At 59.3% G+C, this 24,075-nt stretch carries 21 protein-coding genes and 1 tRNA gene; 11 read left to right on the top strand and 11 right to left on the bottom strand.

Annotated elements, in window-relative coordinates; all coding sequences use genetic code 11:
• The first annotated feature begins 61 nt into the window (after window positions 1-61).
• The 3 genes from KPHS_51970 (at window position 62) to KPHS_51950 (ending at window position 2,784) form a co-directional block, all read left to right on the top strand.
• Window positions 62-967: a putative AraC-type regulatory protein gene (locus tag KPHS_51970; RefSeq protein YP_005229497.1), complete on the top strand. Its 906-nt coding sequence runs from the start codon at window positions 62-64 to the stop codon at window positions 965-967.
• A gap of 128 nt (window positions 968-1,095) precedes the next feature.
• The gene (locus KPHS_51960) at window positions 1,096-1,905 is read left to right on the top strand and encodes a lipoprotein NlpA (RefSeq protein YP_005229496.1); all 810 of its coding nucleotides are present in this window, start codon (window positions 1,096-1,098) and stop codon (window positions 1,903-1,905) included.
• Between the two features lie 24 nt (window positions 1,906-1,929).
• A complete protein-coding gene (locus KPHS_51950; RefSeq protein YP_005229495.1) occupies window positions 1,930-2,784 on the top strand; it encodes an EamA family transporter in 855 nt (284 codons plus the stop codon).
• Here KPHS_51950 and KPHS_51940 read toward each other — a convergent pair.
• Window positions 2,774-3,334: an NUDIX hydrolase gene (locus KPHS_51940; RefSeq protein YP_005229494.1), complete on the bottom strand. Its 561-nt coding sequence runs from the start codon at window positions 3,332-3,334 to the stop codon at window positions 2,774-2,776. The genes KPHS_51950 and KPHS_51940 overlap by 11 nt on opposite strands.
• A gap of 165 nt (window positions 3,335-3,499) precedes the next feature.
• On the opposite strand from KPHS_51940, the gene KPHS_51930 reads away from it, so the two are divergent.
• Together KPHS_51930 and KPHS_51920 are read left to right on the top strand one after the other, a co-directional pair.
• Window positions 3,500-4,279 carry an MBL fold metallo-hydrolase gene (locus tag KPHS_51930; RefSeq protein YP_005229493.1) on the top strand — a complete coding sequence of 260 codons (780 nt, stop codon included), beginning with the start codon at window positions 3,500-3,502 and terminating at the stop codon, window positions 4,277-4,279.
• A 21-nt stretch (window positions 4,280-4,300) separates the two neighbouring features.
• Window positions 4,301-5,254 carry an AraC family transcriptional regulator gene (locus KPHS_51920; RefSeq protein ID YP_005229492.1) on the top strand — a complete coding sequence of 318 codons (954 nt, stop codon included), beginning with the start codon at window positions 4,301-4,303 and terminating at the stop codon, window positions 5,252-5,254.
• Here KPHS_51920 and KPHS_51910 read toward each other — a convergent pair.
• On the bottom strand, window positions 5,251-6,300 hold the full coding sequence (locus tag KPHS_51910) for an NAD(P)-dependent alcohol dehydrogenase (RefSeq protein ID YP_005229491.1): 1,050 nt from the start codon (window positions 6,298-6,300) through the stop codon (window positions 5,251-5,253). The two genes, KPHS_51920 and KPHS_51910, sit on opposite strands and share 4 nt — an antisense overlap.
• A 372-nt stretch (window positions 6,301-6,672) precedes the next feature.
• On the opposite strand from KPHS_51910, the gene KPHS_51900 reads away from it, so the two are divergent.
• On the top strand, window positions 6,673-7,371 hold the full coding sequence (locus KPHS_51900) for a winged helix-turn-helix transcriptional regulator (RefSeq protein ID YP_005229490.1): 699 nt from the start codon (window positions 6,673-6,675) through the stop codon (window positions 7,369-7,371).
• 50 nt (window positions 7,372-7,421) lie between these two features.
• Here KPHS_51900 and KPHS_51890 read toward each other — a convergent pair whose 3' ends face one another.
• The 4 genes from KPHS_51890 to KPHS_t00560 all read right to left on the bottom strand — a co-directional run bounded on the left by KPHS_51890 (window position 7,422) and on the right by KPHS_t00560 (window position 9,562).
• Complete coding sequence (locus KPHS_51890; RefSeq protein YP_005229489.1) at window positions 7,422-7,712, bottom strand: antibiotic biosynthesis monooxygenase; 291 nt, start codon at window positions 7,710-7,712, stop codon at window positions 7,422-7,424.
• Between the two features lies 1 nt (window position 7,713).
• Complete coding sequence (locus KPHS_51880) at window positions 7,714-8,721, bottom strand: bifunctional oxidoreductase/alginate lyase (RefSeq protein YP_005229488.1); 1,008 nt, start codon at window positions 8,719-8,721, stop codon at window positions 7,714-7,716.
• Window positions 8,722-8,833: 112 nt separating this feature from the next.
• Complete coding sequence (locus tag KPHS_51870; RefSeq protein YP_005229487.1) at window positions 8,834-9,301, bottom strand: DUF3237 domain-containing protein; 468 nt, start codon at window positions 9,299-9,301, stop codon at window positions 8,834-8,836.
• Window positions 9,302-9,471: 170 nt separating this feature from the next.
• A tRNA-Sec gene (locus tag KPHS_t00560) sits at window positions 9,472-9,562 on the bottom strand.
• A gap of 292 nt (window positions 9,563-9,854) precedes the next feature.
• On the opposite strand from KPHS_t00560, the gene KPHS_51860 reads away from it, so the two are divergent.
• From KPHS_51860 to KPHS_51840, 3 genes are all read left to right on the top strand, one after another.
• The gene (locus tag KPHS_51860; protein YP_005229486.1) at window positions 9,855-11,249 is read left to right on the top strand and encodes a putative transporter; all 1,395 of its coding nucleotides are present in this window, start codon (window positions 9,855-9,857) and stop codon (window positions 11,247-11,249) included.
• A gap of 12 nt (window positions 11,250-11,261) precedes the next feature.
• Window positions 11,262-13,580: an alpha-xylosidase gene (locus KPHS_51850; RefSeq protein YP_005229485.1), complete on the top strand. Its 2,319-nt coding sequence runs from the start codon at window positions 11,262-11,264 to the stop codon at window positions 13,578-13,580.
• A 155-nt stretch (window positions 13,581-13,735) separates the two neighbouring features.
• Window positions 13,736-14,458, top strand: coding sequence for a MurR/RpiR family transcriptional regulator (locus tag KPHS_51840; RefSeq protein ID YP_005229484.1), 723 nt, complete (start codon window positions 13,736-13,738; stop codon window positions 14,456-14,458).
• A gap of 46 nt (window positions 14,459-14,504) precedes the next feature.
• Here the strand turns inward: KPHS_51840 and KPHS_51830 are convergent, their stop codons facing one another.
• The 4 genes from KPHS_51830 to KPHS_51800 all read right to left on the bottom strand — a co-directional run bounded on the left by KPHS_51830 (window position 14,505) and on the right by KPHS_51800 (window position 20,951).
• The gene (locus KPHS_51830; protein ID YP_005229483.1) at window positions 14,505-15,884 is read right to left on the bottom strand and encodes a putative glycoside hydrolase; all 1,380 of its coding nucleotides are present in this window, start codon (window positions 15,882-15,884) and stop codon (window positions 14,505-14,507) included.
• A gap of 12 nt (window positions 15,885-15,896) precedes the next feature.
• Window positions 15,897-17,456, bottom strand: a complete 1,560-nt coding sequence (locus KPHS_51820) for a PTS system phosphotransferase (protein ID YP_005229482.1) — start codon at window positions 17,454-17,456, stop codon at window positions 15,897-15,899.
• Between the two features lie 247 nt (window positions 17,457-17,703).
• The gene (locus KPHS_51810) at window positions 17,704-19,419 is read right to left on the bottom strand and encodes an AsmA family protein (RefSeq protein ID YP_005229481.1); all 1,716 of its coding nucleotides are present in this window, start codon (window positions 19,417-19,419) and stop codon (window positions 17,704-17,706) included.
• A gap of 140 nt (window positions 19,420-19,559) precedes the next feature.
• Window positions 19,560-20,951, bottom strand: coding sequence for a putative purine/xanthine transport protein (locus tag KPHS_51800; protein YP_005229480.1), 1,392 nt, complete (start codon window positions 20,949-20,951; stop codon window positions 19,560-19,562).
• 93 nt (window positions 20,952-21,044) lie between these two features.
• Here KPHS_51800 and KPHS_51790 point away from each other — a divergent pair, with 93 nt between their 5' ends.
• Both KPHS_51790 and KPHS_51780 read left to right on the top strand, forming a co-directional pair.
• Window positions 21,045-21,158: a hypothetical protein gene (locus KPHS_51790; RefSeq protein ID YP_005229479.1), complete on the top strand. Its 114-nt coding sequence runs from the start codon at window positions 21,045-21,047 to the stop codon at window positions 21,156-21,158.
• 77 nt (window positions 21,159-21,235) lie between these two features.
• Complete coding sequence (locus KPHS_51780; RefSeq protein YP_005229478.1) at window positions 21,236-22,438, top strand: glutamate transport; 1,203 nt, start codon at window positions 21,236-21,238, stop codon at window positions 22,436-22,438.
• 114 nt (window positions 22,439-22,552) lie between these two features.
• Here the strand turns inward: KPHS_51780 and KPHS_51770 are convergent, their stop codons facing one another.
• The gene (locus KPHS_51770) at window positions 22,553-24,064 is read right to left on the bottom strand and encodes a glycerol kinase (protein YP_005229477.1); all 1,512 of its coding nucleotides are present in this window, start codon (window positions 24,062-24,064) and stop codon (window positions 22,553-22,555) included.
• Window positions 24,065-24,075 lie beyond the last annotated feature (11 nt).

Raw genomic sequence — 24,075 nt, 5'->3', positions numbered from 1 at the left:
TGCCGCATGCTAGACTGGCGGTCTTCGTCTCACCTTTTTGTCTTATCGTCTCAGGAGAAGCATGGACAGTCTCAGTCATCTGCTGGCGCTGCTGGCGCCGCGCTGCGAAGTGAACCTGCACTGTCGCTTCGGCGGCCGCTGGCAGGCCGGGCACCAGCAAATGCGCAGCGGCGTGGTGCCCTGGCACGTGGTGCTGCGCGGCGAGGGGCGGCTCAACGTCGGCGGCCAGACCCATCACCTGCGCGCGGGAGATGTCGTCCTCCTGCCCCACGGTTCGCCGCACCTGATGGAGAGCCTGGTGGAGTGGGGCCAGGTGCTGCCGGTGGCGCACCGGTTTAACGGCACGGTGACGGAAATGCGCGCCGGCCCGGCGGAGGGGGCGCTGGAGATGCTGTGCGGCGAATTCTATTTTGGTCCGCACGTCAGCTGGCTGTTCAGTGAAGCATCGACGCTGATCCATCTCCATACCGATGCGCGTGAAGACTGCCCGGAGCTGGACGCGCTGCTTAATATACTGGTGCGCGAGAGCCTGGCGCAGCGTCCCGGCGGCAGCGCTATCGTGCGCAGCCTCGGCGATACGCTGCTGGTGCTCCTGCTGCGCATGCTGCTTGGCGAGCAACAGCCGCCCGGCGGGCTGCTGCGCCTGATGAGCGATGAACGCCTGATGCCGGCGGTGCTGGCGGTGATGGCGACCCCGGAGCAACCGTGGACGCTGGAGAGTATGGCCGCCCGCGCGTTTTTATCACGGGCCACCTTTGCCCGTCATTTTGCCCGCGTCTATCACCTGACGCCGCAGGCGTGGCTGTCGCAGTTGCGAATGGCGCTGGCCGCCCGGCTGCTGCGCCTGGAGCGTCAGACCAACCTCGAGGTCATTGCCGAACGCTGCGGCTTTCAGTCGCAGGCTTCCTTCTCGAAGCGCTTCAAAATGCGCTATGGCGTGACGCCGGGCGAGTGGCGACGGGGCTAGCGCCTCGCGTTTCGCGAAGATGATTTTATTTCCAGTTGCGTGGTTTGCTGTTTATTACCCGACCCGAAAGTCGTTATAGTTTTGTACGAAAAAAAACAATGACATTCAGGACAGACAGGGTGAAGAGGATGAGATTACGTTTACAGGCCGCCGCCGCGGTAATGCTGGCGGGTCTGGCGCTGGTCGGCTGCGACCAAAAGGGTAATGAAGCGAAGCACATTAAGGTCGGTGTGATTAACGGCGCCGAGCAGGATGTGGCGGAAGTGGCGAAGAAGGTGGCCAAAGAGAAGTACGGTCTGGAGGTCGAGCTGGTGGGGTTCAGCGGCTCACTGCTGCCCAACGAGTCGACCAACGCCGGGGATCTGGACGCCAACGTCTTCCAGCATCGGCCTTTCCTTGAGCAGGACAACAAAGCGCATAATTATCATCTGGTGGCGGTCGGGAATACCTTCGTCTTCCCGATGGCCGGCTATTCGCGCAAGATCAAGTCAGTCGCCGAACTGAAAGACGGCGCGACGATCGCTATCCCCAACGATCCGACCAACCTCGGGCGGGCGCTACTGCTGCTGCAAAAAGAGAAGCTGATTACCCTCAAAGCCGGGACCGGCCTGCTGCCGACGGCGGTGGATATCACCGACAACCCGCGTAACCTGAAGATCATGGAGCTGGAAGGGGCGCAACTGCCGCGCGTACTCGACGATCCCAAAGTCGACGTGGCTATCATCAGCACCACCTACCTGCAGCAAACCGGGCTGTCGCCGGTTCGTGACGGCATCTTTATCGAAGATAAAAACTCGCCCTACGTGAACATCATCGTGACCCGGGAAGACAATAAAGACGCGCAAAACGTGAAGGAGTTTATGCAGTCGTACCAGTCGCCGGAGGTGGCGAAGGCGGCAGAGACTATCTTCAACGGCGGCGCGGTGCCTGGCTGGTAAGCCAACACACAGGGAGAGGCGCGTATGGTACGCCAACGGCAGGCTGACCTGCTGCTGATTGCCGCGACGGTGATTGCCGCCTGCGGCTGGATATTTTCCCGCGAGGCGATCGCCGGCATGCCGGTGTTCGCGTTTCTTGGGCTGCGTTTTTTCTTCGCCGCGCTGCTTCTGCTGCCGTTCTGCCGCGGTTTTCGCCCGCAAAAGCAGCACTGGCCAAAACTCATCATCAGCGGACTCTGGTTTGCGCTCAACCTCTGCCTGTGGATCTATTCGGTCTCCACGACGGCGTCGCTCGGCGAAGGGGCGTTTATCATGAGCCTGTCGATGATGTTCGTCCCGCTGACCGCATGGGTGATGATGAAGGTGCGCCCGCCGCGCGCCTGGTGGGAGTGCCTGCCGATTGCGGTGGTTGGCCTGGGGCTGCTCAGTCTGCATATGCCGATAGCCTTCCACCCCAGCCAGGGCTGGTTTTTGCTGACGGCGCTGGTGCAGTCGATCTGGTTCTGTTACACCAGCCGCTGCGCGCGTGAAGTACCGCTGATCCCCCTGACCACCGTGCAGCTGGCGATCACCGGTATCGTCGGGTTGACCATCTCCGCTGCCGTTGAACGCTGGGACCAGCCGATGACCCTGCCGACTCTCGGCTGGTTGGTGGCCAGCATTGTCATCGCTACCAGCCTGCGCTTCGGTCTGCAGATGAAGGGGCAGAAGTACGCGGCGGTGGCCAGCGCGGCGATCATCATGGTGCTTGAACCGCTGCTGACGGTCATTGCCGCCGCGCTGTGGTACGGCGAACAGCTGCCGCTGCAGAAGATTATAGGCGGCGTGCTGATCCTCGTGGCCCAGCTGTGGTTCCGCTGGCGGATGCTTAAGCCGTAAGCGAGCCGCTTCGCCGCTGCGCCATCAGCTGCAGCAGCGGCACCAGCGACAGCCCGTCCGGCATCTCGCCGCGGGCGATCAGCTGGTTTATCTCGTCGAAGGTAAACCAGCCGGTCTCCATCACCTCATCCTGATCTGCATCCATCCCCACCCAGCGTAAACCGGTGGCCAGCCAGGTGATAAACAGCTGATCGCTGCTGCCGTAGGAGGGGTTAAAGCGAATGATCTCCTCAACGCGTTGCGCCTGCCATCCGGTCTCTTCCCGCAGCTCGCGCAGCGCGGCGACCGCCGGGTCTTCCTCTTCATCGACGCCGCCAGAAGGGATCGCCCACACCACCTTATCGATCAGGTAGCGGTAGTGGCGAATCAGCAGCACCTTCTCATCCTGGATGGCCACAATCCCCACCGCCGGGCGCGGGTAATGAATGGAATAAAAGTCGCGGCGCTCGCCGGGGGCGACATCAATACCCACCTTACGCATGCTGAACCACGGCGTCTCGGCGATGACCTGCGGGTCGTGCATATCGGCGGCGGTCAGTTTCTTTTTCATCCTGCCACTCCTGTCAAAAATTGAGCCTTAAGAACAACATAGCCGGAGGCGGATGGCAACCGCCGCAGGTTGGCCCGATTTCATCGATCATTGCCCAAACGCCCCTGTTGAGCCAGGCGGGGACTCAGTACGATGTTCGTCAGATGACCTCAGAGGAACGCCAACATGAACATCACCCACATCCGTAATGCGACCCAGATTATTCACTACGCCGGGAAAAGATTTCTCATCGATCCGATGCTGGCGGACAAAGGCGCCTGGCCGGGTTTTCCGGGCACCGCGCGCAGCGAACTGCGCAATCCGCTGGTTGAGCTGCCGTTTTCCCGCGATAAAATTGTCGACGTTGACGCGGTGATCGTCACCCACACCCATGACGATCACTGGGACGCGGCGGCGATCGCCGCGATCCCGAAAACCCTGCCGGTGTTCGCCCAGCATGAGGCCGACGCCGCGCTGCTGCGCAGCCAGGGATTTCAGGATCTGCGCCTGCTGTCGGCAGACAGCGAATTTGCCGGCGTGCGCCTGCAGAAAACCACCTCCGGCCAACACGGCAGCGACCGGACCTACGCGGTGCCGGCGATGGCTGAACGCCTGGGCGAGGCCTGCGGCGTGGTGTTTCGCCATCCGCAGGAGAAGACGCTGTGGCTGGTGGGGGATACTATCTGGCGCGATGACATTGCAGCCGACCTGCTGAAGCTGCGCCCGGACGTGGTGGTCCTCAACGCCGGCTACGCCCACGTCATCGGCTTTGGCCCGATTATCATGGGCAAGGAAGATCTCCTGAACGTGCACTTCACCCTACCGGAAGCAAAAATCATGGCTATCCACCTCGAGGCGGTCAACCACTGCCTGGTGAGCCGGGAAGAGATGCGCCAGTATGCGCTGGATAATCAGATTGCCGATGTGGTTTCTATTCCGCAGGATGGAGAAACCGTCGTTTATTAACATGCGTAAGGGGAAGGGACGATGAAACTCACCGACGTGGCGATTGTCGCTGTAGAGGGCTTTAGCCCGTTTCACTACGCCGTCCCCTGCATGCTGTTTGGCGATTCGGTTTCGGAAATCAAACGCTTTAATCTGCACATTTGCGCCGAGCGGCCGGGGCTGCTGAGCGCCCGCGATGGTTTTGCGCTGTACGCCACCGGCGATTATGCCGCGCTGGAACAGGCGGATATCGTGGTGGTGCCTTACTGGGGCGAGGTCGATCGACGTCCGCCGCAGGCGCTGCTTGATAGCCTGGTGCGGGCCCGGGATAACGGCGCGGAGATTGTCGGCCTGTGCCTCGGCGCGTTCGTCCTCGGCTACGCCGGGCTGCTGGACGGCAGGCGAGCGGCGACTCACTGGGAGTTCGAGCAGGATTTCCAGCGCCGGTTTCCGCAGGTGCAGCTGGATATCAACGCCCTGTACGTCGACGACCAGCGGATCATTACTTCGGCGGGCACCGCGGCGGCGCTGGACTGTTGCCTCTACATCATCCGCCAGCGTTTCGGCAGCCTCGCGGCCAACCAGATCGCCCGGCGGATGATTGTTTCGCCGCACCGCGAGGGCGGCCAGGCGCAGTTTATCGCCCAGCCGGTGCCGAAAAACACCCGCGATGCGCGAATCAACTGCCTGCTGGATTATCTGCAGCAGCATATTGCCGAGCCGCACAGTCTCGATTCGCTGGCCCGGGTGGTGGCGATGAGCCGCCGTACCCTGACCCGCCACTTCGCCCGGGCAACCGGGATGAGCATTACCGACTGGCTGACCGCCGAACGTCTGCGCCGCAGCCAGGCTCTGCTTGAGGCGGGCGATCTGCCGGTCGAGCAGGTGGCGGAGGCGGTGGGCTATCTTTCAGCGGTCACCTGGCGCCAGCAGTTTAAAGCGCGCTTTGGCGTCAGCCCGACGGAATGGCGGCGTACCTTTCGTCGCGGCGCTTAGCCGGCGAGGGTCGCACTGTCGATCACGAAGCGGTATTTCACGTCACCCTTGACCATTCTTTCCCAGGCTTCGTTGATCTCATCGCCGCGGATCAATTCGATATCGGCGACGATGCCGTGTTCGGCGCAGAAGTCGAGCATCTCCTGAGTTTCCGGAATACCGCCGATCATCGAGCCGGCAATCGACCGGCGGCGGAAGATCAGATTGAACACTTCCGGCGACGGATGCGGCGTGGCCGGGGCGCCAACCAGCGTCATGGTGCCATCACGTTTCAGCAGCGTGGTGAAGGCATCGAGATTGTGCGGCGCCGCCACGGTGTTGAGGATGAAATCGAAGCTTTTGACGTGGGCCGCCATTTCGTCTTCATTGCGCGACACCACTACGTCATCGGCGCCCAGCGCTCTGGCCGCATTACGCTTGGATTCGGAGGTGGTAAAAGCCACCACGTGGGCCCCCATGGCGTGGGCCAACTTGATCCCCATATGCCCGAGGCCGCCGATGCCGACCACGCCGACTTTTTTACCCGGCCCGACGTGCCAGTGGCGCAGCGGCGAGTATGTCGTGATCCCGGCGCACAGCAGCGGCGCGACGGCGGCCAGCTGCGCTTCGGGATGGGTTATCCGCAGCACGTAGCGTTCATTGACCACTATCTGCTGTGAATAACCGCCAAGCGTGTGTCCCGGCGCGTCCTGGGTCGGCCCGTTATAGGTCAGCACCATGTGGTCGCAGTAGTTTTCCAGCCCCTCGGCGCACTCTTCGCACTGTTGACAGCTATCGACCATACAGCCGACGCCCACCAGATCGCCGACGGCGTAGCGCGAGACGGCGTTGCCGACCGCGGTCACCCGACCCACAATTTCATGCCCCGGCACGCAGGGATACAGCGTTCCTGCCCATTCCGATCGCGCCTGGTGGAGATCGGAGTGGCAGACGCCGCAGTAAGCGATGGCGATCTGTACATCCTGCGGCCCCGGGTCGCGGCGGGTGATGGCCATTGATTCCAGCGGCTGGCTGGCGGAGTAGGTACCAATAGCGTTGATCAGCATAGCGAAACCTCTTCTTGATGAATGGACTCAATAGAACGGGAGGGGAATGCGGGTGGTCAGTGGCATCGATAAGCGTAGCCTGGACTGGCCGAGATGCGAGGGGGAAAGCGGTAGAGAAACCCTCAGGCGCGGCGTTAGCCAGCGCAGTAAATAATAAGGTGGCCTTATCTTTATCGCCGCTAAGCCTTATAGGTAATTAAGGCTCATCGTATTTTTTATTCCTGTAAAATAGAGATAAATAGTTATTGCAGATAATGATGCTTACACTCTTTTTATCCTCGTAACGTCTTGTCTTTTATTCGTTAATTCACCTGTTGATACTATGATTCTCAACGAATCACTTTTTCAACCTGACCTGATGGCATAAAAACCATGTCGATCCCTGCAGCCAGCCTCTCTACTGACCAGGCGTTACCGTCTTTTTACTACGGAAGACAGACAAAGCCGTTATTCGCGGTGGAATCCCTGTTATCTGCGTTCCTGCCCGCCAGCTCACCCTTTGCGCTGCCGCGATCGACCTATTATCGTTTTCCGCCGACCCAGGCTGAATCCGGATTAATTCTGCTCGAAGAGGGGATTGCCTCGCTATGCCATGCGGAAAACAACATGGTGATATCAACGATATTTGCCCCTTCGCTATTGGGATTAATCGATGGTTACGGCGTCTTTAACGGTATTCCGGAAAAACACCACTGCTCTCTGTTTGCTGAGACAGATTTGCGCGGACGCTGGATAGGACACCAGGCCGCGGTCGAGATCCTCAATGCGCAAAACCTGTGGCAGGAGATGGCCCATGTTCTGGCGCAGCGGCTGATGGTGTTGAGCATGCGTTCGCAGGAGATGGTGGGGGTGGATTCTTATCCGATGGTGCGAACCCTGCTAACAGAGCTGGCGGACTACCCGGAGGAGTATCGTCGCCAAATTAATGCGTTAAGCTTTATACAGCGCCGCACCAACCTGTCGCGCAGCCGTGTTATGTCGATTCTGGCAGAGCTGCGCAAAGGTGGTTACATTACGGTCCATCGCGGGGTGCTGGAAAAGATAACCCGCACGCTTCCCGCCCACTTTTAAACCCGCGCGGCGGAGGGGCGTGATTTTCCCACCCCTCGTCAGCCGGTGGGCTAAGGCTCAACCGGCGTCAGAAAGTCCAGCCGCAGCGGCTCAGCCAGCAGAGACTCCATCTGCGTCATAAACGCCTGAAAATAGGGCATCGCGACATGGGCATCGAGGGCGTCCTGTCCCTGCCACGCCTCGCGCATATAGAAGGTGTCCGGCGCGTCGCGCAGCTGAAACAGGGCATAGTCGAGGTTGCCCGGCTCCTGTCTCGTCGGCAGGAGCAGCGCCTGCAGGGCCTGACGCAGGGCGTCCGTTTGGCCCGGTTTCGCCTTGAGCACGGCGATAAGCGATATCATCTTAAAACCCCTCCAGCACGATCTTGCCGACGGCGCGTCCGGTTTCCAGCTGGCGATGCGCTTTCTGCAGATTGGCGGCGGTGATGGCGCCGTAGTGTTCGCCAAGGGTGGTTTTGATAGTGTGGTTGTCGATCAGCGCCGCCACGCGGGTGAGCAGCTGATGCTGGGCGATCATATCATCCGTCTCAAACATTGAACGGGTGAACATAAATTCCCAGTGCAGGGACAGGCTTTTCGCTTTCAGCGGCACCACGTCCAGGGTCTCCGGGTCATCAATCAGCGCCAGCTTGCCCTGCGGGGCGAGGGCGTCGATCAGCGCGTTGAAGTGCTGCTCGGTATTGGTCAGGCTGGCGACATGGGTTACCGACGTGATACCAATGCGCGCCAGCTCGTCGGCGAGCGGCTTGCTGTGATCGATCACATGGTGCGCGCCCGCCTCGCGGACCCACTGCTGGCTCTCGGGACGCGAGGCGGTGCCGATCACCGTCATGGCGGTCAGTTTACTGGCCAGCTGGGTCAGGATAGACCCCACGCCGCCCGCCGCGCCGACGATTAGCAGCGTGTCGCCCGCATTGCCGCCTTCCTCAACGCCGAGACGGTGAAACAGCAGCTCCCAGGCGGTGATCGCCGTCAGCGGCAGCGCGGCGGCGGAGGCATTATCGAGGGTGCGCGGTTTGTGCGCCACCAGGCGCTCATCCACCAGCTGATATTCACTGTTGCTGCCGGCCCGGCCCAGCGCGCCGGCGTACCAGACCTCGTCCCCGGGCGCGAACAGCGTCACTTCCTCACCGACGGACTGCACCACGCCAACGGCGTCCCAGCCCAGCACCCGCGGCGTGTCGCCCTGAAAGCCGGCGCGCACTTTGGTGTCTACCGGATTGACCGAGATAGCCTTCACAGCGACCAGTAGATCACGCCCGTGGGCGGTGGGGATCGGCAGGTCGATCTCGGTTAAAGAAGGGATGTTGTTGCCGTCAGCGGCGGCTTGAGTAATGGCGATAGCTTTCATAACTGCTCCGGTCTGTGATTCGGGTGAATGAAAAGATGGAGCCATCGTAGACCGCTGCCGGGAGGGGAAAAACGGGCTAACGGCAATAACAGTTATATGCAGAAAGTGAAAATCAGCCCACCTGATAGAAGTCGAGCATCACCCCATCCTGGGTCCGGCCACCGGCGCAGATAAACAGCGAGGTGGTTAGCCAGCTGAGCGCGGGAGCATCCACCTCAAAGGTGGGCACGGTGCGAAAATAGATGGCTTCTGGCGGAATATCGCTAAAAAAGCGCATATCGTCGGCGAAAAGCTGGTCATGATACTGGGCCGGCACCCGGCGGATGCCATTGTTTTCCACATAGACCGTGCCTTCCGCCACCTGCAGGGCATAGCGGGCGGACAGCCTGCAGGTGCCGTCGGGTTCGATTATCTGGCTGTCGACGCCGCCGGGTAATACGTGGCCGCGAAGTTGACCCGAGACGCTGCCGCCGACAATCGGGATCAGCTGGCGCTTACCGGTCTGCGGGCTGCGGGAGACGATTATCGGTTTATCAACCTGGATGGTAATGGAAAAACAGTGTCTGAGTTCGGGGGTCATTATGGATCTCCTGTTTCGGTTGCTAACGGCACGCGGCCACCGCGCCAGTGTAACGGGTTTGCGAGAGACAAAATAACGCAGGGTTTGGATAAAAATGATTGGCTGGGATGATGAGTTTGGGGGGCTCAGGTTGGTAGGGAGTGGCTGTGGGGGAGCAGGGGCAAACTGGCGGAAGATCACAGGAGTTGAACCTGCCCGGGACCGCTGGCGGCCCCAACTGGATTTGAAGTCCAGCCACCTCACCGGAGATGACGATCTTCCGCGCCTCGATTGCTACATGGAGGCGGGGCGCATTATAGCTACTTTCAGCCGTTTACCACATACCTAAACGCACTTTTTTACTGTTAAAACTGGACTTTACAGAACAGTCCTGGACAAATCCTCACAAAATCCGTGAGTTACACTTTTTCACTCCCTGATTCCCTACCGCGATCACAGAAAACAAGAAACGTAATCTGATAACGAGATATCGCAATTCATCTTAGTGCGGCAAAGGTTTACAAAAACCGTAACCGGTACCAACCCTCGGTGCCGCTAAGGGAATAGTGCGCATATGAAAGATCACATTTTGTCCGTCAAAGAGAAAATTGGTTATGGCATGGGTGATGCCGCCAGCCACATTATTTTTGATAACGTCATGTTGTACATGATGTTTTTTTACACCGATATTTTTGGTATCCCCGCCGGCTTTGTCGGCACCATGTTCCTGCTGGCGCGCGCGCTGGACGCGATTTCCGACCCGTGTATGGGTCTGCTTGCCGACCGTACCCGCAGCCGCTGGGGTAAGTTCCGCCCATGGATCCTCTTCGGCGCTATCCCGTTCGGCCTCGTCTGCGTGCTGGCCTACAGCTCGCCGGATTTAAGCCACAACGGCAAGCTGATCTACGCCGCCGTGACCTACACGCTGCTGACCCTGCTCTACACCGTGGTGAATATCCCTTACTGCGCGCTGGGCGGCGTGATCACCGACAACCCGACGCAGCGCATTTCGCTGCAGTCCTGGCGCTTCGTGCTGGCGACGGCGGGGGGCATGCTCTCCACCGTGCTGATGATGCCGCTGGTCAACTTTATCGGCGGCGAAGACAAAGCGCTCGGCTTCCAGGGGGGCATCGCGGTGCTGTCGGTGATTGCCTTCCTGATGCTGGCCTTCTGCTTCTTTACCACCAAAGAGCGTGTCGAAGCGCCGCCGAGCAGTACCTCGATGCGTGAAGACCTGCGCGATATCTGGCGCAATGACCAGTGGCGGGTGGTCGGCGTGCTCACCATCCTCAATATCCTCGCGGTCTGCGTTCGCGGCGGCGCGATGATGTATTACACCACCTGGATCATGGGCTCGGCGGCGCTGTTCACCGCCTTCCTCACGACCTACTGCGTCGGCAACCTGATTGGCTCGGCGCTGGCGAAACCGCTGACCGACTGGAAATGCAAAGTCAGCGTCTTCTGGTGGACCAACGCCCTCCTGGCGGTGCTCAGCGTGGCGATGTTCTTCGTACCGATGGACGCCGAAATCACCATGTTTGTCTTTATCTTCGTCATTGGCGTACTGCACCAGCTGGTGACGCCAATCCAGTGGGTAATGATGTCCGACACCGTCGACTACGGCGAATGGTGTAACGGCAAACGCCTGACCGGCATCAGCTTCGCCGGTACCCTGTTTGTGCTCAAGTTAGGGCTGGCGCTGGGCGGCGCGCTGATCGGCTGGATGCTGGCCGGCGGCGGCTATGACGCCGCCGCTAAAACCCAGAACAGCGCCACCCTCACCATCATTATCGCCTTGTTCACCCTCGTTCCGGCGGTGTGCTACCTGCTGAGCGCGGTGATCGCCAAACGCTACTACACGCTGAAAACGCCGTTCCTGAAAAAAATGATGGCCGAGCTGGCCGAGGGCGCGCGTCGCAACGAACAAGATTTCACCGCCGCCCCGATCGACAAAGAATGGCAAAACTAAGAGGACGTTTTAATGAAAATCAGTGATGGAAACTGGCTCATTCAACCAGGGCTCAACCTGATCCAACCCGTACAGGTTTACGAGGTGGAGCAGCAGGGGAATGAAATGGTGGTCTATGCCGCGCCGCGCGATGTCCGCGAACGCGCCTGGCAGCTGGATACGCCATTGTTCACCCTGCGCTTTTTCTCGCCGCAGGAAGGGATAATCGGCGTGCGTATGGAGCACTTCCAGGGCGCGCTGGATAACGGCCCGCACTATCCGCTGAACGTGCAGAAAGACGTCCATGTCGAAATAGAAAATACGGCCGGGTTCGCCGAGCTGAAAAGCGGCAGCCTCAGCGTGCGGGTGACTAAAGGCGAATTCTGGGCGCTGGATTTTCTGCGCGACGGCCTGCGTATCACCGGTAGCCAGCTAAAAAACAACGGCTACGTGCAGGATAGTAAGACCCAGCGCAACTACATGTTTGAGCGCCTCGACCTCGGCGTCGGCGAAACCGTCTACGGCCTCGGCGAGCGCTTTACCGCCCTGGTGCGCAACGGCCAGACGGTAGAAACCTGGAACGAGGACGGCGGCACCAGCACCGAGCAATCCTACAAAAATATCCCGTTCTATCTGACCAACCGCGGCTACGGCGTGCTGGTCAACCATCCGCAGCGCGTCTCCTTCGAGGTGGGCTCGGAGAAAGTCTCTAAAGTCCAGTTCAGCGTTGAAGGCGAATACCTCGAGTACTTCGTCATCGACGGCCCGACGCCGAAAGCGGTGCTTAACCGCTATACGCAGTTCACCGGCCGCCCGGCGCTGCCGCCGGCATGGTCGTTTGGTCTGTGGCTGACGACCTCGTTCACCACTAACTATGACGAAGCGACGGTGAATAGCTTTATCGACGGCATGGCTGAGCGCCATCTGCCGCTGCACGTCTTCCACTTCGACTGCTTCTGGATGAAGGCCTTCCAGTGGTGCGATTTTGAATGGGATCCGCTAACTTTCCCGGACCCGGAAGGGATGATCAAGCGCCTGAAGGCGAAAGGGCTGAAGGTCTGCGTGTGGATCAACCCGTACATCGGTCAGCGCTCGCCGGTGTTCAAAGAGCTGAAAGAGAAGGGTTATCTGCTGAAGCGTCCGGACGGTTCGCTGTGGCAGTGGGATAAGTGGCAGCCGGGGCTGGCGATTTATGACTTCACCAATCCGGAAGCCCGCCAGTGGTACGCTGACAAACTAAAAGGCCTGGTGGCGATGGGGGTCGATTGCTTCAAGACCGACTTTGGCGAGCGTATCCCGACCGACGTCCAGTGGTTTGACGGTTCCGATCCGCAGAAAATGCACAACCACTACGCCTTCATCTATAACGAGCTGGTGTGGAAGGTGCTGAAAGAGACCGTCGGCGAGCAGGAGGCGGTGCTGTTCGCCCGCTCCGCCTCGGTGGGCGCGCAGCAGTTCCCGGTGCACTGGGGCGGCGACTGCTACGCCAACTACGAATCGATGGCGGAAAGCCTGCGCGGCGGGCTGTCGATCGGCATGTCCGGCTTCGGTTTCTGGAGTCACGATATCGGCGGTTTCGAAAACACCGCGCCGGCCCACGTCTACAAGCGCTGGTGCGCCTTCGGCCTGCTCTCCAGCCACAGCCGGCTGCACGGCAGCAAATCCTATCGGGTGCCATGGGCCTACGATGACGAGTCCTGCGACGTGGTGCGCCACTTCACGCAGCTGAAATGCCGCATGATGCCGTATCTCTATCGTCAGGCGGCGCTGGCCAACGAGTGCGGCACGCCGATGCTGCGCGCGATGATGCTCGAGTTTCCGGACGATCCGGCCTGCGACTATCTCGACCGCCAGTATATGCTGGGCGATTCGGTCCTGGTGGCGCCGGTGTTCTCCGAGGCCGGCGAAGTGCAGTTTTATCTGCCGGAAGGGCACTGGACGCATCTGTGGCATAACGATGAATTGCCGGGTAGCCGCTGGCATAAGCAGCATCACGATGCGCTGAGCCTGCCGGTCTACGTTCGCGACAACAGCCTGCTGGCGCTGGGCAACAATGACCAGAAGCCGGATTACGCCTGGCATGAGGGCACCGCCTTCCAGCTGTTCCACCTTGAGGATGGACGCGAGGCACGCTGTGACGTTCCGGCGGCAGACGGCTCGACGATCTTCACCCTGAAGGCCAGGCGCCAGGGCAACGCCATCGCTGTGAGCGGCGAAGGCGAGGCCCGCGGCTGGACGCTGTGCCTGCGCAATATCCCGCAGGTCGCGGGCGTGCAGGGCGGTACGCAGACCGGTAGCGAACTGGGCGTGGTGGTGAGCGCCGAGGGCAATACGCTGACGATTACGTTGTAAATAGGTTAACAGCAGCAGCCCTCTTCGCCAGGCGGAGAGGGTTTTTTTATTCCATTTTTGTACAAAAAGTAACATTCATTTCATTGTGGTGACTCAGGCCGCAGACGCGGTTGTCGAACGGTGTTAGCGTATTCTGCCGCTGAGAGGAGCCCGCCATGGACGTAGAAAATATCTTTCGTGACGTGAAGCTAAGCAAAACGGAAATGACCGTGCTGCGCTTTATTCAGAACGACCCGGAGCAGTGTATCCGCCAGGGAGTTCGCGCTGTGGCCGAACAGTGCTACAGCAACCCCTCTTCCCTGGTCCGGCTGGCAAAGAAACTGAAGTTCAGCGGCTGGCTGGAGCTGGTTTACTTTATCAAGTTCAATATCACCATGCCGAAGCTCGATGTCACCAACGATATCGACTACATGAGCGTTCAGCCGGAAGAAGCGCTGACGCCGCTGCTGGCAAGCCTTAAACAGCAGCGCATCCTGATCCACGGCAGCGGCTTTTCACAGCTGATCGCCCAGTATATTTACAACAAGTTTCTCGTCACCGGCGTGAATGCCAGCCTGGCGCTGTGGCCCGATTACGAAATCCTCGAACAGAAAAACGCCGCCTGCTTCGACTCCATCTGGATCATTTCTAAATCCGGGCGCAGCAGCTCGGCGCTCAACTGGATTAAGGCCCTGGAGGGGAAGGAGATTAATCTGGTCTGCTTTACCGGCGACTACCAAAGCCCGCTGGCGCAGGCCGCGGATACGGCGTTTATTATTCACGACCCGCAGAAGTTCGATGATGATATTTACTGGAGCAACCCGTTTTTCGGCTACTGCATCTTAGGCTTTGAGCGACTATTGAAGATGTGGTTTACCAGCCTACGTAGCAATAGTTAGCCCCCGCTAAGCGCGGTGCGAGCGGGGGAATCCCATCGGCAGCGGATTACCGCCAGGCGGCGAACTGCTCATCGTCAAGATAGGCTTCGACCAGGGTTTTCGCCAGCGAATAGGAACCGATCAGCGGGTGCGCCATCAGCGCCCGCACCGCCAGCGATTTATCCTGCTGCAGGATCGCCGCCACCGCCAGCCGCTCATACTCCTTCACGCAGGCAATCATATTCTTCTGCGCCGTCGGTACCTTCACCGGCGTCACCGGCTTGAGGCCATCCCGGCTCAGGTCGCAGCTGATCTCGATCACGTCGTCCGGGCGTAAAAAATCGAGCGTGTCGTGATTCTGGATCGACACCACGATCCGCTTGGTGGTGGTGCTGTTCACCGCTTCCAAGATATCCAGCGCCACTCCGGCATAGCCGCCGGTGTCCGGCTCTTCGATAAACTGGCGCAGCGTCAGCGGTTCGCGGGTGTGGAATTTCTCCTGCCGGGATTCGTTCTGCATATAGCTGTTTTCCCGGCGTAGGTAATGCTGCATCCAGATGGTGAAGGCGGCCTCCGGTTGCGTTCTGGCATCCACGGTGCGCAGCGCCTCGCGCATCTCCTGATTGATGCGGGCGATCTGCTCTCCGCGCGTCTCGCCGGCCCCCTGAATCGCCTTCAGCGCCTCGTCGCGATAGTAGTAATAATAGAGATATTCATTGAGGAGTTGATTATCGCAAAGCCGTACCAGCTCCGGGGAGAAGTACTGCATCGCCGTCTTCTGGTACAGTTCCGGGCTGGCGATCAGCCGTTCGGTCACTTCTTCCCCACGGACGGTGAAGTGGGTAAACCAGGAGAAATGGTTCAGCCCATAGCATTCCACGCTGAGGTCGCGCTCCTCACAGCCAAGGATCGCCGGCAGTTCACGAATCAGCTCGGAGGGGGCATCGCAGATCCCATAGACCCGGCGCTTAAAGCCGGACTTAATAATCGCTTCCGTCACCAGACCTGACGGGTTGGTAAAGTTAAACAGAATGGCGTCTTCGGCGGCATGTTCTTCGATCAGCCGGCAATAGCGAAGGATCGCCGGGATCGAGCGCATGGCCATCGCGAAACCGCCGGCGCCGGTGGTCTCCTGGCCGAGAGTGTTATGCTCAAGCGCAATACGTTCGTCGCGAATGCGGCTTTCATCGCCGCCAACCCGCAGGGTGGTAATGATATAGTTGGCGTCCTGCAGCGCTGCGACCGGGTCGGTGGTGGTACTAAACTGAATATCCGGGCGAATGGTATTAAATACATAGCGGGCAATTTCGCCAAATATCGCCAGATTATCAGCAGAGTTATCGAGAAAAACGACTTCTGTTAAACCAATGCGGTGAGCGTTATAGGCCAGAGATTTCGCTAAAAATGCAGAGCGAACGCCGCCCCCGCCTAATACGGTTAATTTCATAAATACTCCTCATTAATTTTCTGCTAACCAGTTATCAACCCGGGAACGTACCTGTCCCACTTTGACGCCATAAATAACCTGAACTTCATTTCGATTGCGTACGACGCCGTTGGCGCCGGTATTTTTTAATTGCGTGTCATCAACCCGCGCCATATCGCGCACGGCCACGCGCAGGCGAGTAAAACAATTATCGACGGAGAGAATATTCTCCTTGCCCCCGAGGCCGCGGATAATGTCATCGGTGACCGACTGCGGTTGCGCGACTTTCTGGCGGTACTCTGCTTTGCTGTAGAGCTTCACGTTCTCGTCATCTTCCCGGCCCGGCGTTTTCAGGTTCAGCTTCACCACCAGGGTGCGGAAAATCACGTAGTAGACGGCGAACTGGCCGATACCGATAAGGACATAGCCCGGCCAGCGCGTTAAGGAGACCGGCAGCGGCAGGTTATAGATCAGAAACTCGATCAGGCCCGATGCTCCCCAGGGACGTACGGTGAATATGTCGCAAATGGCCTGCGAGGCGGCGGTTAACGTCGCGTGGATCACCCACAGCAGCGGTGAGACAAATAAGAAGGTGAACTCAATCGGCTCGGTGATGCCGGTCAGCATCGAGGTGATAATCGCCGGTAGCAGAATCGCCTTCGCCATCGCTTTCTTCTCCGGTTTCGCGGTGTGGTAGAACGCCAGCGAGGCGCCCGCCAGGCCAAAGATAGTGGTCATCCCTTGCTGCGAAAAACGTAATGCGTCGTTCATGACCGGCGTCAGGTCGGGATGGCGCATATAGGCGAGGAATATGGCCTGGGTGCCGGAGACCACCTGACCATCCACGTTCAGCGTGCCGCCAATCTGGGTGAGCTGGAAGGGGGACCAGACGAAATGGTGCAGGCCGGTGGGGATAAGGAATTTTTCAAAGAAACCATAGACGAAGACCCCGGCGACCCCGGCATTTTTCATAAAACCGGTGAGGGCGGAGATGCCGTGGGTCATAAAGGGCCAAATCCAGGTAAAGGCGATGGCGTAGAAGATAACCACCGGCGTCATCGCCACCAGCGTCAGCTTGGCGCCGCCGTACATCGACAGCGCGCCAGGCAGCTCAATGGCAGAGACTTTATTGTGCACCCACGCAATCGTGCAGCCGAGAATAATGCCCAGGAAAACGCCCATATCCACCACCACAAAGCCCAGCAGCTGGGTTTGCCCGGTGCCATAATATTCACCGTTAATTTTTTCGGCGAGTCCATGGGTGTGTTCCAGCCAGGAGTGGTTGGCGCCAAGAAACATAATAAAGCACATCACTGAAACCAGTGCGACTTCGGTTTTTTTATCCTTTGCCAGGCCATAGCTTATGCCGACGCAAAATAATAAGCCGAGGTTGCCAAATAAAGGCCAAAAGGTGTCGCCGAGCATTTGCCCAAGCTGATGTAAGAAACTGGTTTCAGCAATTAATGTCGGATTAGTTAATACTGAACTGAGGGCCAGAATTAAGCCAATGACCGGCAAGAACAATACGGCGCCGATCATGGCCCGGGAGAATTTTTGCATATTCTCCAGAATACGCTGACGTATTTCAGGCATGATTGATCCTTTTATATTTTTGTAGGTACAGGGAGCGGTTTTTTATCGACTTCCAGTGATTTGGTTATAGCAACTCTGATATTTGAAAGGAACCTGTTGCGCTAAATAGGTACAGATAGCCGCGTATTGCGCACAGGTTTCAGGACTCGCACCCCAACTCTCTCCCTGAAAGGGAGAGAGTTGTCAGAGTGGAGTTTTGCCGGGAAGCAATCCCTCTCCCCATAGAGGAGAGGGGAATGGGGCATCGCTATGGGGTGACGGGAGCGGGCGCTGGCGCGGCGGGGGCGGGGCTGACCTCGCCGTTGCGCATGATTTGCGCCACCTGCTGTTTCTCCATATTCACGGCGCTGAGCTGCCCGTTGACCGTCGGTTTGAGCGGGGCATCGGCCTGCACGCTGCCGCTGGCGGTCAGCTGGAGATTGCCATCCCCGCTTATAGGTAGCGACGGCCAGCCCCAGGCCTGCAGAATATTCAGCGGCACGCCGCGGCCGCTGAAGCTCAGATTGACCTGGCGCTGCGGCAGTTGGGATACCGCGGCGGTGGCCTGCAAAATGCCGCGCTCGGTGAAGGCGCTAAGCTCAGTGATATTGACCGTCGAGGCTGTGGCGTTCAGTTTGAGTGATGGGCGGCGCACGTCGATCCGGTTGAAAGTCGCCGCCGCGGCGTTCAGCGTCGCGCTGCCGTTCCATACTCCCCAGCTGCCGTTTTTCACCAGCTGTAGCTCGCCGCCATAGCCATCGAGGGCGGTAATTTGCCACGGGAAAGCAGGGTCCACATCGATGATCAGATTGCGGCTGGCGCTGAATTTTTTCAGCGTCAGGCTTTGCAGCCAGGCTGGCAGCGGCGTCATCCACAGCTGTTTCCAGTTCGCCGGCAGCGTGTACTCCAGTCCGGCGAAAGCGGTATCGTCGAGCACCAGGGCGTTCCCGGCGCGCAGCCAGTTGCCGGAGGTGCGCACCATGCCGCCCTCCCAGCGCGAGGAGAACTGGCGCAGCGCAATGCCCTGGGGAGAGAATTCGGCATTGAGGATCGGGTCGAAAAGATGCAGCGAACCGTAGATAAATTCGCTGGCGTTCATCGACAGCGTGCCGTCCTCGCTCTGCCAGCCGCCGTGGCTAAGGGTCAGGTTGCGCAGGCTCAGGTCGAGGTCGGTTACCGCCCAGTCCGGTCCCTGCAGGCGGGCGTCGGTGATGTCCAGGCGGCCAATCTGCAGAGAGGGGACCGTGGTTAACGGCGCGAAAAACTCGGCCAGCGAGGCGGGGCTCTGCAGTCGAATCTCGTTGAGCTGGAGGTTATCCACCCGCCAGCTGCCATCGGCGCTGCGTTTGGCATTGCCGGTTAAGGTGCCGCGGGCGACATCGGCGCCGAGGGTGGAGAGGGTGACCTCGCCCTGATCAATCTTACCCTGAATCAGAACGTTGCTGGCTTCGACGCCATTGAGCGTCATCGAGCCCGCGCTCATCTGGATCTGCGCCGTTTTCCCCAGCACATTGCCCGCCTCCGGCGTCCATGGGCTGACGCCGCCGGTGACGCGCTGCGCGCTGAGCGCCCAGCCGGTTTCCGGGCTGTTGAAAGCCATATTGCGCAACATCAGCCGGTCGGCAGCGAACGGCAGGTCTGCAGAGTGGGGTGACAGATTCAGAGTGCCGTCGTTAAGGACTATCTCATCCGCATGCAGCGGATCGCTAAACTGGCGGGTGCTGAAGCCAATGTCGACCGTTTTTGCCACCAAAGTGGCAGGCTTGCCTTCCCGACCAAAGGTGACGTTTCGCAACTGCACATGATGGGGGGAGGAGAAATCGTGCTCCATCTCATCGAAGGAGACCTGCCAGCCGGTGCCATTGCTGAGCCAGGCGCTGGCCTGGCGGGCGCCCCAGTGGGTTTGCAGCAGGAACCACGCGCCAATAATGACGAGCAGCAGAGCGACTAGCAGCCAGAGAATCAGCTTTCCAAGAAATTTCATGGTCTTCCATTCTGTGAGATGCACATCACCGTGTTATGCCCGATTTAGGCGCACTTCTCAAGGCAGGCGTGGTTTATTTCCGTGATGGGGCAGGTGGTTGGAGGACGTCCCGGCCGATGCGCGACCGGGAACGCATGAGATCACGCCTTTTCTGGCGGGAAAATTAAATTCAGAACAATCGCCGTGATACCGCCGGCGGCAATCCCGGAGGAAAGCAGGTTTTTCAGCCAGTCCGGGGCGAACTGCAGGATCAGCGGCTGCTGCGACACGCCGAGGCCTACCGCCAGCGACAGAGCGATAATCAGGATCGCTCGACGGTTCAGCGGTTCACGGGAGACGATGCGCACGCCGGACGCGGCGATGGTGCCGAACATCACCAGCGTGGCGCCGCCGAGCACTGGCTCAGGGATATGCTGGACAAAGCCGCTCACCGCCGGGAACAGGCCGAGGACGATCAGCATCAGGGCGACCACAAAGCCGACGTAGCGGCTGGCGACCCCGGTCAGTTGGATCACGCCGTTGTTCTGGCCGAAGCAGGAGTTCGGGAAGGTGTTGAAGACCGCGGAAACGAAGGAGTTCAGGCCGTTAGCCAGCACGCCGCCTTTCAGGCGCTTCATATACAGCGGACCCGAGACCGGCTGTTCGGAGACGTCGGAGGTGGCGGTGATATCGCCGATGGTTTCCAGGGAGGTGATCATAAACACCAGCATCAGGGGCAGCAGCAGACTCCAGTCGATGCCGAGGCCATAATAGAGCGGCGTCGGGACGGTGATGAGGCTGCTGTTGGTCGGGGCGGTGTTGGCTGGCAGCATATCGAGGAACCACGCCGCCAGATAACCGGCAGCCATGGCAATCACTAGCGAGGCGATGCGCAGGTACGGGTTGCGCTGGCGGTTGAGGATAATAATCAGCGCCAGCACGATACCCGCCAGCAGCAGATTTTTCGGCGCACCAAAGGTGTGGTCAGCCATCGCCGCGTAGCCGCCGCCGATGGAGGTCAGTCCGACCTGAATCAGCGACAGGCCGATAATCATCACCACCACGCCGGAAACCAGCGGGGTAATGATACGGCGCGCCAGGTGCAGGATCCGGGAGAGGACCATTTCGGTGCAGCTGGCCAGCATCAGGGTGCCGAAGAGGGCGGCCATCATGGTGGGGACGTCGGCGCCGCCGGTTTTCAAGGCGGTACCGCCCATGATCAGCGGGGCGACAAAGTTGAAGCTGGTGCCCTGGATGGAGAGCAGTCCGGAGCCGACCGGGCCCCAGGCTTTGATCTGAATAATAGAGGCGACGCCGGAGGCGAACAGCGACATGCTGATGATATGTTGGGTATCTTGCGCCGGGAGACCGAGAGCCTGGCAGATTAACAGCGCCGGGGTGATCACCGCGACAAACATCGCCAGCAGGTGCTGGAAGGCGGCGAACAGGGTTTGCGGTAGCGGCGGGCGATCTTCGAGGCGGTAGATTAATTCGCTGGCTGGTTTATGCGCAACCGGTTGCGCATTTTCTGACTCTGCGGTGTTAACGGACATCACAAGCAATCCCAAGGTGGCAAAGCGGGAATTTTATCGGACTGTAGACCAAAAGCAAACGTTTGCCAGCGTTTGCTCATAAAAATTTATACCGTGAATATGCGCAACGAGATAATTAACATTTTGTATGCTAAATCGCATCATTCAGGATACAAAATATCTTTTTCTGTCAATTTTTCCGCCGTTCTGCGTAAAATCCCCCTCTGACTCCTCATGATGAGAAGCTAAAGACACCAGGAATATCGTCGCGTGTGAATGGATCATGCGCCCATAAGGAGCTTTTTATGTTTCATCTCGATACCTTATCGACGCTCGTTGCCGCAACGCTCGTGCTGTTACTCGGCAGAAAACTCGTACAAACCGTTCCCTTCCTTAAGAAATACACTATTCCTGAACCCGTTGCCGGCGGTCTGCTGGTGGCGCTGGCGCTGCTGGCGCTGAAAAAAAGCATGGATATCGAAATTGATTTCGATATGAGTCTGAAAGATCCGCTGATGCTGGCGTTCTTCGCCACCATCGGTCTTAACGCCAACCTCGCCAGCCTGCGGGCCGGCGGCAAGGTGCTGGGCACTTTCCTGATCGTGGTGGTTGGCCTGCTGCTGCTGCAGAACGCCCTCGGTATCGGCATGGCGACGCTGCTGGGGCTGGATCCGCTAATGGGTCTGCTGGCCGGGTCGATTACCTTATCCGGCGGCCACGGCACCGGGGCGGCGTGGAGTAAGCTGTTCGTTGAGCGCTACGGTTTTGCCAACGCCACCGAGGTGGCGATGGCCTGCGCGACTTTCGGCCTGGTGCTGGGCGGCCTGATCGGCGGCCCGGTGGCGCGTTATCTGGTGAAGCACTCTTCCTCACCGGACGGGACACCGGACGATCAGGTGGCGCCAACCGCCTTTGAAAAGCCGGACGTGGGGCGGGTGATCACCTCGCTGGTGCTGATCGAAAGTATCGCCCTGATCGCCATCTGTCTGACGCTGGGCAAGGTGGTTGCGCAACTGCTGGCGGGGAGCGTCTTCGAGCTGCCGACCTTCGTCTGCGTGCTGTTTATCGGCGTGATCCTCAGCAACAGCCTGGCGCTGGCGGGGTTGTATCGGGTGTTCGATCGCGCGGTATCGGTGTTGGGCAACGTCAGCCTGTCGCTGTTCCTCGCCATGGCGCTGATGAGCCTCAAGCTGTGGGAGTTGGCCTCGCTGGCGCTGCCGATGATTATTATCCTGGCGGTGCAGGCGCTGGCGATGGCGCTGTATGCGGTGTTCGTCACCTATCGGATGATGGGCAAAAACTACGATGCCGCGGTGCTGGCAGCCGGGCATTGCGGGTTTGGCCTGGGGGCAACGCCGACGGCGATCGCCAATATGCAGGCGATTACCGACCGTTTCGGGCCATCGCATATGGCCTTCCTGGTAGTGCCGATGGTGGGGGCGTTCTTTATCGATATCGTCAACGCGCTGGTGATTAAGCTGTACCTGCTGCTGCCGATGTTTGGTTGATAAAAAACCCGGAAGCGGTGCTGCGCACCTGTCCGGGCTACAAGATCGTGCTGTTTGGGGTTTTGTAGCCCGGCTCAGGCGTTTACGCCGCAAGCCGGGAATAACTTCACAATCTTACGCTTCGTCGTGCTCTTCCCACGCTAACGCGCGTTTCACCGCTTTCTTCCAGCCGCTGTAACGATAGTTACGCTCAGTAGTTTCAATCCCCGGGCGGAATTCGCGCTCAATCACCGCTTTCTCCTGCAGTTCATCCAGATTCTGCCAGAAACCGACCGCCAGACCGGCCAGATAGGCCGCGCCCAGCGCCGTCACTTCGCGTACTTCCGGACGCTCGACACGGGTGCCGAGGATATCGGACTGGAACTGCATCAGGAAGTTGTTAGCCACCGCGCCGCCGTCTACGCGCAGGGCGTGCAGACGAATGCCGGAGTCAGCCTGCATCGCTTCCAGCACGTCGCGGGTCTGAAAGGCGATGGACTCCAGCGTCGCACGGATAATGTGGTTGGAGTTCACGCCGCGGGTGAGGCCGAAAATCGCGCCGCGGGCATACGGGTCCCAGTACGGTGCGCCAAGACCGGTGAACGCGGGTACCACGTATACGCCGTTGGTATCCTTCACTTTGGTGGCGAAGTACTCGGAGTCGAAGGCATCGCTGATGAGCTTCATCTCGTCGCGCAGCCACTGAATAGACGCGCCGGCCATAAACACCGCCCCTTCCAGAGCGTAGTTCACCTCGCCGCGCGGGCCGCAGGCGATGGTGGTCAGCAGACCGTGGGTGGAGGTGACCGCTTTTTCGCCGGTATTCATCAGCATAAAGCAGCCGGTGCCGTAGGTGTTTTTCGCCATCCCTTCTTTGACGCACAGCTGGCCGAACAGGGCCGCCTGCTGGTCACCGGCGATCCCGGCGATAGGAATACGGGTCCCGCCTTTACCACCGATGTTGGTCTGGCCGTACACTTCGGAAGACTTGCGCACTTCCGGCAGCATGGCGCGCGGAATGTCCAGCGCGTCGAGCATCTTGTCGTCCCAGTCGAGGTCGTGAATGTTGAACAGCATGGTACGCGAGGCGTTGGTGTAGTCGGTGACGTGCACGCGGCCCTGGGTCATCTTCCAGATAAGCCAGGTGTCAACGGTGCCGAACAGCAGCTCGCCGCGCTTCGCACGCTCACGGGAACCTTCGACATGGTCGAGGATCCATTTCACCTTGGTGCCGGAGAAGTACGGGTCCACCACCAGGCCTGTGGCCTTGCGGATATACTCTTCCATCCCGTCACGCTTGAGCTGCTCGCAGATCTCCGCGGTACGGCGGCACTGCCAGACGATAGCGTTGTAGATGGGTTTACCGGTCTCTCGCTCCCACACCACCACGGTCTCACGCTGATTGGTGATGCCGATGGCCGCGATCTGATCGGAGTTGATATCCGCTTTGGCCAGCGCTTCGACCAGCGTCGAGCTTTGGGAAGCCCAGATTTCCATCGGGTCGTGTTCGACCCAGCCTGGCTTAGGATAAATTTGTTCAAATTCTCGCTGGGAGACGCTGACGATATTGGCATCATGATCCATCACAACGGCCCGGGAGCTGGTAGTGCCCTGGTCAAGCGCAACGATATATTTTTTGTCGGTCATAGTCGGTGTCC

The sequence above is a fragment of the Klebsiella pneumoniae subsp. pneumoniae HS11286 genome, from assembly GCF_000240185.1.
In the GTDB taxonomy this organism is placed as follows: domain Bacteria; phylum Pseudomonadota; class Gammaproteobacteria; order Enterobacterales; family Enterobacteriaceae; genus Klebsiella; species Klebsiella pneumoniae.
The sequence above is the reverse complement of the archived record's forward strand: the minus strand, read 5'-3'. Positions and strand labels throughout refer to the sequence as shown.